At 32.4% G+C, this 13,955-nt stretch carries 10 protein-coding genes; 7 read left to right on the forward strand and 3 right to left on the reverse strand.

The window, feature by feature from the left end:
- A partial coding sequence (gene mutS / locus ACH2BG_RS10795; RefSeq protein WP_395047713.1) for a DNA mismatch repair protein MutS occupies window positions 1–2,049 on the reverse strand: 2,049 nt, incomplete at its 3' end.
- Window positions 2,050–2,230: 181 nt separating this feature from the next.
- On the opposite strand from mutS, the gene ACH2BG_RS10800 reads away from it, so the two are divergent.
- Together ACH2BG_RS10800 and ACH2BG_RS10805 are read left to right on the forward strand one after the other, a co-directional pair.
- Complete coding sequence (locus tag ACH2BG_RS10800) at window positions 2,231–2,752, forward strand: DUF1573 domain-containing protein (protein WP_395047704.1); 522 nt, start codon at window positions 2,231–2,233, stop codon at window positions 2,750–2,752.
- 64 nt (window positions 2,753–2,816) lie between these two features.
- Window positions 2,817–3,359 carry an RNA methyltransferase gene (locus ACH2BG_RS10805; RefSeq protein ID WP_395047705.1) on the forward strand — a complete coding sequence of 181 codons (543 nt, stop codon included), beginning with the start codon at window positions 2,817–2,819 and terminating at the stop codon, window positions 3,357–3,359.
- Window positions 3,360–3,367: 8 nt separating this feature from the next.
- Here ACH2BG_RS10805 and folK read toward each other — a convergent pair whose 3' ends face one another.
- A complete protein-coding gene (gene folK, locus ACH2BG_RS10810; protein ID WP_395047706.1) occupies window positions 3,368–4,504 on the reverse strand; it encodes a 2-amino-4-hydroxy-6-hydroxymethyldihydropteridine diphosphokinase in 1,137 nt (378 codons plus the stop codon).
- A gap of 122 nt (window positions 4,505–4,626) precedes the next feature.
- Here folK and sppA point away from each other — a divergent pair, with 122 nt between their 5' ends.
- From sppA to ACH2BG_RS10825, 3 genes are all read left to right on the forward strand, one after another.
- A complete protein-coding gene (gene sppA / locus ACH2BG_RS10815) occupies window positions 4,627–6,390 on the forward strand; it encodes a signal peptide peptidase SppA (RefSeq protein WP_395047707.1) in 1,764 nt (587 codons plus the stop codon).
- A gap of 158 nt (window positions 6,391–6,548) precedes the next feature.
- Complete coding sequence (locus ACH2BG_RS10820) at window positions 6,549–9,149, forward strand: AsmA-like C-terminal region-containing protein (protein WP_395047708.1); 2,601 nt, start codon at window positions 6,549–6,551, stop codon at window positions 9,147–9,149.
- 111 nt (window positions 9,150–9,260) lie between these two features.
- Window positions 9,261–9,635 carry a hypothetical protein gene (locus tag ACH2BG_RS10825; RefSeq protein WP_395047709.1) on the forward strand — a complete coding sequence of 125 codons (375 nt, stop codon included), beginning with the start codon at window positions 9,261–9,263 and terminating at the stop codon, window positions 9,633–9,635.
- A 147-nt stretch (window positions 9,636–9,782) separates the two neighbouring features.
- Here ACH2BG_RS10825 and ACH2BG_RS10830 read toward each other — a convergent pair whose 3' ends face one another.
- The gene (locus ACH2BG_RS10830; RefSeq protein ID WP_395047710.1) at window positions 9,783–10,577 is read right to left on the reverse strand and encodes a DUF2797 domain-containing protein; all 795 of its coding nucleotides are present in this window, start codon (window positions 10,575–10,577) and stop codon (window positions 9,783–9,785) included.
- A 101-nt stretch (window positions 10,578–10,678) separates the two neighbouring features.
- Between ACH2BG_RS10830 and ACH2BG_RS10835 the strand changes: the two genes are divergently transcribed.
- Window positions 10,679–12,187, forward strand: coding sequence for a GH3 auxin-responsive promoter family protein (locus ACH2BG_RS10835; protein ID WP_395047711.1), 1,509 nt, complete (start codon window positions 10,679–10,681; stop codon window positions 12,185–12,187).
- Window positions 12,188–12,382: 195 nt separating this feature from the next.
- Window positions 12,383–13,945: an OmpA family protein gene (locus ACH2BG_RS10840; protein WP_395047712.1), complete on the forward strand. Its 1,563-nt coding sequence runs from the start codon at window positions 12,383–12,385 to the stop codon at window positions 13,943–13,945.
- Window positions 13,946–13,955: the final 10 nt, after the last annotated feature.

Genomic DNA, 13,955 nt, shown 5'->3' on the forward strand with positions numbered 1-13,955 from the left:
AACCAGACTTCTATCGGAAATATTATTCAAAATGGAAGCTGTTTCATTCATTTCGACCATAAAAGTAGATTCTCCCATCGAAATATTATCACTCGCTCCTACTCTAGTAAAAATTTTATCTATAATTCCCATCTGAACGCTTTCTGCAGGAACAAAACTTCCCATTTGCGCCAACAATACAATAAGTGCTGTTTGTCTCAAAATAGCCGATTTTCCTGACATATTGGGTCCAGTAATCATAATTAATTGCTGTGTTTCTCTATCTAAATAAACGTCGTTTGCAATATATGGAACACCAATTGGCAATTGTTTTTCGATAACAGGATGACGCCCATTTTTTATATCCAAAGCAAAAGAATCGTTTATTTCTGGACAGATATATTTATTATCAATTGCCAACTGCGCGAACGAAACCAAACAATCCAATTGCGCTACTAAATTTGCATTTAATTGAACAGGTTTGATATAAGTAGCAATCCAACTTACTAATTGCTCGAATAATTTATTTTCTATCTGTTGAATTTTTTCTTCGGCTCCTAAAATTTTTGTTTCATATTCCTTGAGTTCTTCTGTAATATATCGTTCAGCATTTACTAATGTTTGCTTACGAATCCATTCCGCAGGAACTTTGTCTTTGTGTGTATTTCTAACTTCGATATAATAGCCAAAAACATTATTGAAAGAAATTTTTAATGATGAAATTCCCGTTTTTTCAGATTCTCTTTTTTCAATCCCTTCTAAGTATTCTTTTCCTAAAGTTGAAATCCCTCGCAATTCGTCTAATTCAGCATTAATGCCAGCGGCAATTGCATTTCCTTTACTTATTGCAACTGGCGCTTCTTGGTTCAGTGTTGTTTTTATTTTTTCTCGCAACAAATCACAACTATGCAAACTGTCGCCAATAACTTTTACAGCTTCTTGCGTACTTTGTAGCGCCAATTCTTTTATCGGAATGATAGCATCTAAAGATTCCTTCAGGTGAATAATTTCTCTTGGACTAATTCTTCCTGCTGCTACTTTAGATATTAAACGTTCTAAATCGGAAATTTGTTTAATTTGATTTTGAACCTTTTGAAGTATTTCTTGATTTTCTTTAAAATACGCCACCACTTCATGGCGAGATTTTATTTTATTCGCATCTTTTAGCGGAAGCGCCAACCAACGTTTAAGCATTCGTCCGCCCATTGGCGAAAGTGTTTTATCGATAACATCTAGTAAAGTCACAGCATTAGGATTGTAACTATGGTATAATTCGAGATTCCTGATTGTGAATCTATCCATCCAAACGTAAGCATCTTCGGCAATGCGGTGAATTGAGGTTATATGCTGAATTCGATTGTGTTGCGTTTCCGATAAATAATACAAAATCGCTCCTGAAGCTATAATTCCGTTAGGCAACTCTTCGACACCAAAACCTTTTAGAGAATTAGTTTGAAAGTGATTAATTAAAGTTTCTGTTGCATAATCTTCTTTGTAAACCCAATCTTCGAGATAAAAAGCATGAAAATTATCACCAAATTTTTCTTTAAAATCGCCCTTATTTTGTTTGGGTACTAAAATTTCGCTTGGGCTAAAGTTTTGCAACAACTTATCGATATATTCTTCGTTTCCTTCGGAAGTAAGAAATTCTCCCGTGGAAACATCAAGAAATGAAACACCAATTATTTTTTTACCAAAATAAACGGAAGCTAGAAAATTATTTGTTTTAGAATTTAAAACTTCATCATTCATCGAAACTCCAGGAGTAACCAGTTCTGTCACACCACGTTTTACAATAGTTTTGGTCATTTTCGGGTCTTCCAACTGGTCACAAATAGCCACTCGAAGTCCTGCCTTGACTAATTTAGGCAAATAGGTATTTATAGAATGATGTGGGAATCCTGCCAAAGCCGTTTCGGTTGCCGAACCAGCACCACGTTTTGTGAGTGTAATACCAAGTATTTTTGAAGCTCGAACAGCATCTTCCCCAAAGGTTTCGTAAAAATCTCCCACACGAAATAGTAAACAAGCATCGGGATATTTCCTTTTTATCTCATTATATTGTTTCATTAATGGCGTTTCCTTGATTTCTTTTACAGACAAAATTTTAAGTTTTAATTATATGCGACGAATTTACTTATTTTACCTAAATATATAAGCAAAAAATTTAACAACAATTTTAGAAGAAAAAAGTATTGCAGTTCAATTTTATTTTTACATTTGTTATGTTAAACAATAATGAAAATTAAAAATGAAAAAAATTATATTTATTTTATCTGCTATTGCTTTTTTTGGAGCAAATACAGTTAATGCTCAAGAAGTTGCTGCCAAAGCAAAAGTAGAAGTGACAAAAACTAAAAAAGCAGCAAAAGCTAAAAAGGGTGCTGTTGCTACACTTCCAAAAGTAGAAGGTGCTGGAATGGTTTTTGAAAACGAAACTATCGATTACGGAACAATTGCACACAATGCTGACGGAAAAAGAGAATTTGTATTGACAAATAATGGAAACAAACCACTTATTATTACAAACGCTCAAGGATCTTGTGGTTGTACAGTACCAACAACGCCCAAAGACCCAATTGCACCTGGAGCAAAAGCTGTTATTGGTGTAAAATATGCTACTGATAGAGTTGGCCCTTTTACAAAAACAGTAACTGTAAGTTCAAATGCAGAAGGTATCCCAACAAAAATCTTAACTATCAAAGGTACAGTTTTACCAGACGCAACTCCATCTGCGCCAGCAGGAACAGTACTTGAGCCTGTCAAAAGCTAATAAATAAAAACAATATTACTAAAGCTTCCTAAATATTTAGGAAGCTTTTTTTATAAACAATAACATGCGAAAATTAGAAAACAGCGAGCTAGACAGGAAATCTATTTCCGATTTTAAAGAAGCGACAAAAACACCTATAATCATTATTCTAGACGACATTAGAAGTTTACACAATATTGGTTCGGTTTTCAGAACTGCCGATGCTTTTCTAATCGAAAAAGTATATTTGTGTGGTATAACTGCAACTCCTCCTAACAAAGAAATTCACAAAACTGCACTTGGCGCTACTGAAACCATTGCGTGGGAACACCACGAAAATGTTTTAGAAGTGATTAAAAATCTAAAAAGAGAAGATATATCTGTTTTTGCCATCGAACAAGTAGAAAAGTCGGTATTTCTTAATAATTTTAAAGTAGAAGTCAATAAAAAGTACGCTTTGGTTTTTGGTAACGAAGTTTTTGGTGTAAACCAAGAAGCTATAAAATTATGTGACGGAACAATTGAAATTCCGCAATTGGGGACAAAACATTCGCTAAATATTTCGGTAAGTGCAGGAATCGTGGTTTGGGATTTGTTTTGTAAATTGAATGATTTAAAAATTAAATGATTTAAAAATTAAATTTCTAAGTTTTCTTGAATTGCATCTAAAACCTTTACATAATCCTCTTGTTTTTCTACAAAATCAAAATCAGAAACATCAATTACTAAGACATTCAAATCAGTTTGTGATTTGATATAATCCAAATAACCGTGGTTTATTTTTTCTAGATATTCCGCTTCAATTTCTTGTTCGTAGTTTCTTCCTCTTTTTTTAATATTTTGCAGTAATCTATCAGTATTTTGATATAAATAAACGTACAGATCAGGTTTTTGCATTTCTTTATAAATTATATCAAACATGGTTTTGTATAATCTAAATTCGTCTTCTTGTAGCGTTACTTTGGCAAAAATTAATGATTTGAAAATATGGTAATCGGCAACTACAAAATCTTTAAACAAATCAAATTGCGATAAATCATCCGATAATTGTTGGTATCTATCAGCTAGAAATGACATTTCTAAAGGAAAAGCATATCGGTTTTGGTCTTTATAAAATTTTGGTAAAAAAGGATTGTCGGCAAAACGTTCTAAAACTGTTTTTGCATTAAAATCTTCGGCAATTTTTGTGGTTAATGTTGTTTTTCCAGCTCCAATATTTCCTTCAACAGCAATATAATTTAATTGATTTATACTGTATTTTTTTAAAACTGAATCTAAATTTGAGACCACTTTACAGTCACTTTTGTCTTCACAAGTTTCAATTAGTTTTCGAACCGATTTATGTAGAATTGGGTGTTGCCATTCGAGTTTCAAATCCAGCATTGGCAACAACACAAAAAGCCTGTTTTGCATTAGCTTATGCGGAATATTTAGTGTTTCAGAACTGTATATTTCTTCATCAATCGCAATAATGTCAACATCTATAATTCTAGCTTGATAGTCATTTGTGCTTTGTCTAATTCTGCCTAATTCTTTTTCGATTAATGTGATTTTGTGCAATATTTTTTCGGCAGAAAAAGAAGTATGTAAAACCAAAGCACAATTATAAAAAGCACCGCTACTAAAACCCCAAGATGGAGTTTCGTACAAGTTAGAAACACCAAGAATCAATCCAATTTTCTGATGAATCAGTTGGATACAATTTTCGATATTTTCTAGGCGATTTCCTTGGTTACTTCCAAGTGATAAAACTACTTTTTGCTGCATTTTCATATATAAAGCAAATTAACTAAAAAGAAATTTACAATCTTATTATATTTGTCAAGTGTTAATAACTAATTTGAGTTGTAACAAATTCAATAAAAATACGACTTATTAGTATTAAATAATTAATTATGAAATTTTTAGGAAACGTATTGTCAACCATTGTTGGTTTGTTTGTTTTTTGCATGCTCTTCTTTTTTGGAATGTTGCTTGTTGCTGCAGTTTTTGGAGGTGGTTCGAAAGCAACTTATGTCGAAAATAATTCGGTTTTAGAATTAAATTTAGAAGAAGTGACAAACGATTATGGAGGGAAATTTAATTTTGAAGAAATAGGTTATTACGAAGCTAATCACGACGGGTTAACAGATATTCTAAAAGCTATTGAAGCTGCAAAAACTGACGATAAAATAAAAGGAATCTCAATTCTAAATAATACTTTAGAACTTGGTGTTGCCCAAACCAAAGCTTTGCGTGACCAATTGGAAAATTTTAAAAAATCAGGAAAATTTGTGATGGCTTACGGAAATGGCTATTCTCAAAAAGATTATTATTTGAATTCGGTTGCGAATACTGTTTACTTAAACCCAGTTGGAGAACTAGATTTTAAAGGCCTTTCAACCGAAGTAATGTATTTCAAAGATTTTCAAGACAAAACAGGATTGAAGATGGAAGTCATTCGCCACGGAAAATACAAAAGTGCAGTCGAGCCATTTTTGCTAAGCGAAATGAGTCCTGAAAATAGAGATCAAATCACAACTTTCTTAACTTCTATTTGGAATGCAATGGCTACCGATATTTCGAAATCTAGGAATATTTCAATAGCACAATTAAACACTATTGCAACAGGATTATTAGCCAGAACACCAGAATTGGCTTTGCAAAATAAACTGATTGATAAAATTGCTTACGAAGATGTGTACCACGATGATATTAGAAAAGCATTAAAAGTAGCTGCAGACGATGATTATAACACCGTAAACATTATGGATTATGCTCAAGATATTGCCACATCAACTTCTGATTTTAAAACAAAAGACAAAATTGCGGTTATATACGCTCAAGGAGAAATTGGTTCTGGCGAAGGCGATATAAATACGGTTGGTGAAGGTTCGATGCGTCGTTCGTTGCAAGAAGCTAGAAAAGATGAAGATATAAAAGCTATTGTATTGCGAGTAAATAGTCCTGGAGGAAGTGCTTTAACTTCCGATTTAATTTGGAGAGAAATTGAAATTACTAAAAAAGTAAAACCTGTAATTGTATCTATGGGAAATTTAGCAGCTTCTGGCGGCTATTATATTGCTTGTAATGCCAATCAGATTTTTGCCGAATCGAGTACAATTACGGGTTCTATTGGTGTTTTTGGGACTCTCCCAAACTTATCTCAAGTCACTAAAAATTACGGGATAAATTCTGAATTGGTAGAAACCCACGAAAACGCATCAGGTTACAGTTTGTTTAAACCACTTGATAATAATTTCAGACAGTTTACACAAGAAAGTGTAGAACATATCTACAATGTTTTTGTAACTCGCGTTGCTACAGGAAGAAAAATGACATTTGCACAAGTCGATGCCATTGCACAAGGACGTGTTTGGGCTGGTTCTGATGCTTTGCGATTGGGATTAGTAGATAAAATTGGTGGTATAGATGCTGCGTTAGCTTATGCATCTAATTTGGTAAAAGTAAAAGAATATTCGACTGTCGATTATCCAAAATATGAAAAAGATTTTAAAGACCTATTTGGAGGAAGCGGTTTGCCATTTATGAAATCTCGTGAGAATCTAATTAAAGAAGAGATTGGTATCGAAAACTATAAAATTATTGAACAAATCAGAAAAATGAATACTCAAAAAGGAGTTCAAGCAATGATGCCATTTGAGGTGAATATTAAATAAGATTTAAAATAATCCATCAAAAAAAACGTTTTACTAATATGTAAAGCGTTTTTTTTATGAAAACTTTGCAACACACCTAAACTATAAATGCTATTTTTGTAAGATAAGGAAGGCAAGGTTTTGCTTTGTGGTAGTATTTAGTATTAAATTCAAACAAGATGAAAAAGAAAATTTTTATAGGAATCGGTGTTTTTTTATTGATAATTATTGCTTCATTAGCGGCAATTCCTATCTTTTTTAAAGACCAAATAAAAGCAAAAATCGAACAAAGCATCAATGAAAATGTAGATGCCAAAGTAACTTTTGCTGACGCAAGTCTGAGTTTGTTCAAAAATTTTCCGCAAGCCAATGTGGGAATTCAAAAACTAATTATCATTAACAAAGCACCTTTTGCTGGCGACACATTGGTGGCTTTTGAAGAATTAAATCTTCAAATGTCAATCAAAGAGTTGTTTAATGGCGAAAACGAACCCATGACTTTAAAAGCGATTTCTGTCAAAAACGGAAAAGCAAATATCCTTTTCAACAAAGACGGAATCGGAAATTTCGATATTGCTATAAAAGATGACAAAAAAGAAGATTCTAAAAGCAAACCATTTGCGATGAATATTCAGAATTATTCTTTAGAAAATTTTAAATTCAAATATTACGACGAACGCTCGAAAATTAAAATGGTTATTAATGAGCTAAACCATTCTGGAACTGGAAATTTTGCTTCTGAAATTTTAGATTTAGATACAAAATCGACAGCGAAAATTTCGCTCGATATGGACAAGATGAATTACATGGAAAATGTAGCCATTTCACTCGACGCAGTTCTTGGAATCGATTTAGGCAAAAGCAAATATACGTTCAAAGACAATACGGCAAAAATTAACGAATTGCCATTACAATTCAATGGATTTATCCAATTATTAGAAGATGGTCAGGATTATGATTTAACTTTCAAAACACCAACATCTTCATTCAAAAATTTCTTAGGACTTGTCCCTGCAGCTTATGCGGGTGATTTGAATGCTGTAAAAACCACAGGAGATTTTACCGTGGCTGGTTTTGCAAAAGGAAAACTAACGGATACGACAGTTCCTAAATTTAATATTGCCATTGCGTCGAACAACGCTTCGTTTCAATATCCAGATTTACCGAAATCGGTTCAAAATATCATTATTGATACAAAAATAATAAACGAAACTGGCTTGATGAACGATACTTATGTAAATCTTGATAGACTTTCTTTTAAGATCGATCAAGATGTTTTTACTGCCAAAGCCAATATTAGAAATGTTGCTACAAATGCTTTAGTTGATGCTTCACTAAAAGGAACTATCAATTTAGGAAATGTAACCAAATCTTATCCTGTAAAATTATCGACACCGCTTTCTGGAATTCTAAAAGCTGATGTAACTACAAAATTTGATATGAAATCAGTAGAAACCAGTCAATATCAAAATATTCAAAACGCAGGAAACATGACCCTTACAGGATTTAATTACACTGGTGAAGGCATGGCAAAACCAGTACAAATTAAGCAAGCAGTTGTGGCTTTCAATCCAAATCAAATTCGTTTGAATCAATTGGATATGAAGACTGGAAATTCGGACATTCAAATGACTGGAACATTAGATAATTTTTACGGATTTTTGTTTAGAAAACAGATTTTGAAAGGAAACTTTAATATGAATTCTAACAATTTCCTTGTTTCCGATTTTATGGCCCCAACAGCCACAACAACAAGCGAAGGAACAAAAACCACTAAAGAAGCTGTAAAAATTCCAGCCTTTTTAGATTGTACCATTACTGCAAAAGCCAATACGGTCGTTTATGACAACTTAACACTAAAAGCCGTTTCTGGAAAAATGATAATTCGTGACGAAGCAGTGACTTTACAAAACGTAACAACCAATATTTTTGATGGACAAATTGGACTAAGCGGATTGGTTTCGACCAAAGGAAAAGTACCTACTTTCAATATGAATTTAGATTTAAACAAAGTAGATATCGCCAAGACATTTACCCAATTAGATATGTTGAAAAAAATTGCACCAATAGCGGGTATCATTAATGGAAAATTGAATTCAAATATCAAGCTTTCAGGAAATCTTGATGCAACGGAAATGACACCTGATTTGAAAACCATTTCGGGCGATTTGTTGGGTCAATTATTATCTACGACTGTCAATTCTAGTAACTCGCAAATGCTGTCGGCCTTAGGTTCTCAAGTCAAGTTTTTAGATGTTAGCAAATTAAATTTGAATGATTTGAAAGCTGCAATTTCGTTCAAAGACGGAAAAGTTACTGTAAAACCATTCAAAATAAAATACCAAGATATTAATACCGAAATTGGTGGTTCACATGGTTTTGACCAAAGTATGAATTACAATATAAAAATGGACGTTCCAGCGAAATATTTGGGTGCCGAAGTAAACAAATTATTAGCAAAACTAACACCAGCCGATGCTGCGAAAATTGAAAATATTCCTATTACTGCTTTAATGACTGGGAATTTTTCAAGTCCAAAGGTAAGCACGGATATGAAGCAAGCATCAACAAATTTGGCTTCTCAAATCTTAAAATTACAGAAAGACAAATTAATAAATCAAGGAACTTCTGCCTTGGGTAATTTGCTAGGTGGCGGCAAAAAAGATCCTGCTGATACTACAAAAACTAAAGACCCTAAAAAAGACGACATTAAAAATGCAGCTGGCGATTTGTTGAATGGTTTGTTTGGAAAAAAGAAAAAACCAGCAACAACACCTTAATTGGGAAAAAGGTTCGACCACTTTCTTCCCAATTGGCGCTTTTTACCACAATTCGGGAACAGCGCAAAGTGCACGCGCAATACTAGAAACCTTAACCAAATCTGCAACCAAATGTTTGAAACACTAAAAATAAAATTATTAGGAATACAGCCTGTTCCGAAAATTACATACAGAACTTTAGACAGAATAATTGATAGAGATTTTGGCGACAGTTCTCAAGAAGTAAAAGTTAAACTCAGACAAGTTATAAGTGCCACAGAAAGTGGAAAAAACAGAATTTCAGCGGCAATTCTTAAATTGTCAAATAGAAATCCAGAAATCTTAGATAATTACATAGAAATCAGTAAAATTGATTTTAGGGATGTTATTTCCCAAGCCGAATATCCAAGATGTTTAAAATTAGGATTTGGTAATTTAATAAGCTCAGAAATTAAAAAGAACTATTTGGAAGACTGGAAAGATTATTCAAAATGGTTAAATGAGTAGTGTAAAAAGAAAAAATAACAACAACTCCATAGTATTTAGTCACTAATTATTATAAAAAAATTATTGACAATATTGTCATTCCGAGGAACGAGGAATCTCATTTAGTCGTTCATATTATGAGATTCCTCGTTCCTCGGAATGACAAACTCACAAACTAATCTTCACCACATAACCTTCAAAAGTTCTTACATTAAAAACGGTTCCGTCTTCAAAAATAAGATATTGTCCTTTTATTCCTGATAATTTACCTGAAAAATTAGGTGATTTATCTAGATTTAGACTGGTTACTTTTTTGGGATAATGCAAAACCGGATAATGCAATTCGTACAAATCATTTTTATTTACATCGAAATATTCTTGTACTTCTTTCGGGATCAAATATTTTAAACTTGCTCGTTCTTTTATCAAATCGGCAACTGGCACTTCATTTTTCAGCATTTTTTGCCAATTGGTTTTATCTGAATAATGGTTTTTCAGGGCAACTTCGGTAATTCCTGCAAGATATCTATTAGGAACTTCTACAATAGGAATAGCTTGCACAGCACCTTGATCTATCCATCTAGTTGGGACTTGCGAATCACGAGTTACACCAACTTTCACTTCGCTAGACAAAGCCAAATAAACAATGTGTGGTTGCAATTGCACTTTCTTTTCGTAAACTAAATCTCGATCTTCAATATCTAAATGCGCTGTAGAAAGTTCGGGTTTCATAATCCAATCACCTGCCGAAGCGCTTCCCATAAAACAATCGTAACAAAATCCTTGTCGGAAAATTTTCTTTTTTTTGTTACAATTCAAACATTGATAGCCTTGAAAACTAATCTCTAATTCTTTTCCAAGTAACTGATTTACATTTAGAAAACTGTTTTCAAATATCAAATAATATTGAATTGGTTTCCCAATTTCGGTTTGCATTTTGGTTAAAACTCCTTCGTATTGCATTTGGGATTTAAGATTTAATGAATTAGGATTTTTAAAAAAAAACCTTATTTTTGGTAAAGTTATAATTCAAAATTCAAAATTCATAATTCATAATTCAAAAAATGGCATTACCAATCATAAATTCTATTGCTTCATGGTTTTTGAAACAACGCATTCACCAGATTGAGTTATTTTTGAAATACCCTAATGAAGTACAAGAAGAATTATTGATGAATCTTATTCGGTCGTCAGAAAACACAATTATTGGAAAGCAATATGGTTTCGATTCGATGAAGTCTTACAACGCTTTTCAGGATCGAATTCCCATTTCTACTTACGAAGATTTAGAACCATTAATTGAAAAAACCAGAAAAGGCGAACAGCAAGTTTTTTGGCATGAACCTATCAAATGGTTTGCAAAATCTAGCGGAACTACTAATGCTAAAAGCAAATTTATTCCCGTAAGCAACTCCGCTTTAGAAGATTGTCATTATAAAGGAAGCAAAGATTTGTTGTGTTTGTATTTAAACAATAACGAAAACTCTCAGCTATTCACAGGCAAAAGTTTACGACTCGGCGGAAGCAAGCAATTATATGAGGATAATAATACTTTTTTTGGTGATTTGTCAGCAATACTAATAGATAACATGCCGTTTTGGGCAGAATTTAGCAGTACTCCATGCAATAAAACATCGCTTATGAGCGAATGGGAAACTAAATTACTCGCTATTGTAAACGAAACAAAAATAGAAAATGTAACCAGTTTTGCAGGAGTTCCCTCATGGATGATGGTTTTATTAAATAAAGTTTTAGAAGAAACTGGAAAAAATAATTTATTTGAAATCTGGCCCAATCTTGAAGTCTATTTTCATGGCGGTGTAAGTTTTGATCCGTATCGTGAGCAATACAAAAAAATATTACCCAAACAAGATTTTAAATATTACGAAATATACAATGCTTCGGAAGGTTTTTTTGCCATTCAGGATTTGAATAATTCTAACGATTTATTATTAATGTTAGATTACGGGATCTTTTACGAATTTATCCCGATGGATGTTTTTGGAACACCTAACGAAAAAATAATTCGATTGGCTGAAGTAGAAATCAATAAAAACTATGCCATTGTTATTACTACAAATTCTGGTTTGTGGCGTTATCTGATAGGTGATACGGTGCGATTTACTTCTTTAAATCCTTACAGAATTCGAATTACCGGAAGAACAAAACACCATATTAATGTTTTTGGCGAAGAACTTATGGTCGAAAATACCGATATGGCTATTGCCAAAACTTGTAAAATAACAAACACCGAAGTCAAAGATTATACCGTTGCGCCCATCTTTATGGAAGGCAAAGAAAAAGGTTCGCACGAATGGATTATCGAATTCAGAAAACAACCAGATAATATTGCTTTTTTTACCAAAACTTTAGACGAGAATATTCAAGCTTTAAATTCCGATTACGAAGCCAAACGTTACAACAACATGACTTTAAATCAGCTTACTATAAATGTAGCTCGTGAAAATCTTTTTTATGATTGGCTAAAAAATCAAGATAAATTGGGCGGGCAACACAAGATTCCTCGTTTATCAAACAAGAGGGATTATTTAGAAGAATTACTATCTTTATAAACCCTGTTTTCTACAAATTATTATTTTGTTTATCTATATTATCACATAATTATTGCAAAAAATGATTTATTCTTACAACGAAGTGTCATTCGTCGATTATTTTTGCACTTTATCTGATTTTATATTCGTTATTGATTGATAATGATACTTTTGCACATTATTTGCAAAAAACATCCAAAATATCAATACGTTTTTATGAAAAATTCAATATTACTAATTATATTATTACTATTATCTAATATTATGTTTGCTCAAGATTCATTTATTAAAAGTGAATATTCAGAAACATCAATTGTCTCAAATTTCGACGAAGCCAAAGATTTATACACCGTAGTTTCAACTGTGATAAATACTAAATTATCGGATATAGGTTCTACTTTTTTTATGGGCAAATACATTATGTATTCTTCTAGAAAAACTGGTGCAATTGGAGCGGGAAGAGATGAAAACACTAACAATCCTTACCATGGTTTGTATTGTTTGAATATAGATAGAACAGGAAATTTATCTAACCCAAGTTTCTTTGCTTATGCATTAGACTCCAAAGGTAACGAAGGTGGTTTGGCATTTTCTCCCGATGAAAAAACGGTATATTACACTAAAAGTGCCGAAGGAAATTCTAAAAATTATCAGTTATACAAATCTATTTTCGACAACACAAAATACACTTGGATAAATGAAGTTGCGGCAGATTTTAACAGCGTTAGTTATTCTATCGAAAATCCTTCTCTTTCTCCTGATGGAAAAAAAATATATTTCTCGTCAAATATGCCTGGTGGATTTGGAGGTTTTGATATTTATGTTGCCGAAATTAATACTAACGGAATTCCTGTGAATCCTATCAATTTAGGGCAAGCTATAAACACCAATAAAGATGAAAAATTCGCTTATTCCTCGCCAACAAGCAAGGAAATATATTTTTCTTCAAATGGTCATAATGGTTACGGAGGACAAGATGTTTTTGTATCAAAAATAAAAACTACTCGTTACACAACACCTTTAAATTTAGGAAAAACAATAAACACAACTGCCGACGAAGTGGCGTTTATACTTGCAACAAAAAACAGCGGTTATATAACTTCAAACAGAGCTGGAAGTGCAGGTTTATATGATATTTACCATTTTGAATTACAAAAAAATACTTTAAACTTAAAAGGTTTAGTAACCGAAAAACAAAGTAAAATTGTTTTGCCAAATACTAAAATTAGTTTAGTAGACGAAGACGGAAAAGAAGTTGCAACACAAATATCTAGTAACAACGGAAGTTATAGTTTTGAAGTGGAACCATTAGAAACCTATGCAATTATAGCTAAAAAAGATGGTTATTTAGATTTCGAATTACCTGTAATTACTGCTAATGGAAACTCGACAGCAAACATCGAATTAAATCAGAGAAAAGCTGAAATTAAAGAAAATACGATTGCTATCGAGAATATTTATTTCGATTTTAACAAAGCTTCGATAAAAACAGAATCTACTTTATTATTAAACAAAATTCTTGAAGTTTTAAATACTAATCCAGAAATGAAAATTGTAATAAATGCACACACCGATGCTCGAGGTTCTGACAAATACAACATGATTTTATCTGACAAAAGAGCGCAAAAAGCGAAAGGATATTTAATCCTGAAAGGAGTTAATTTCGACAGATTAGAGACAAAAGGTTACGGAGAAACCAAACTATTATCTAATTGCAAAACAAACTGTTCTGAAGCTGATTTTAATACTGACAGACGCGTTGAGTTTATTATAAAATAATTAGAAGATC

This window comes from Flavobacterium sp. (genome assembly GCF_043779715.1).
Taxonomy (GTDB): Bacteria; Bacteroidota; Bacteroidia; order Flavobacteriales; family Flavobacteriaceae; genus Flavobacterium.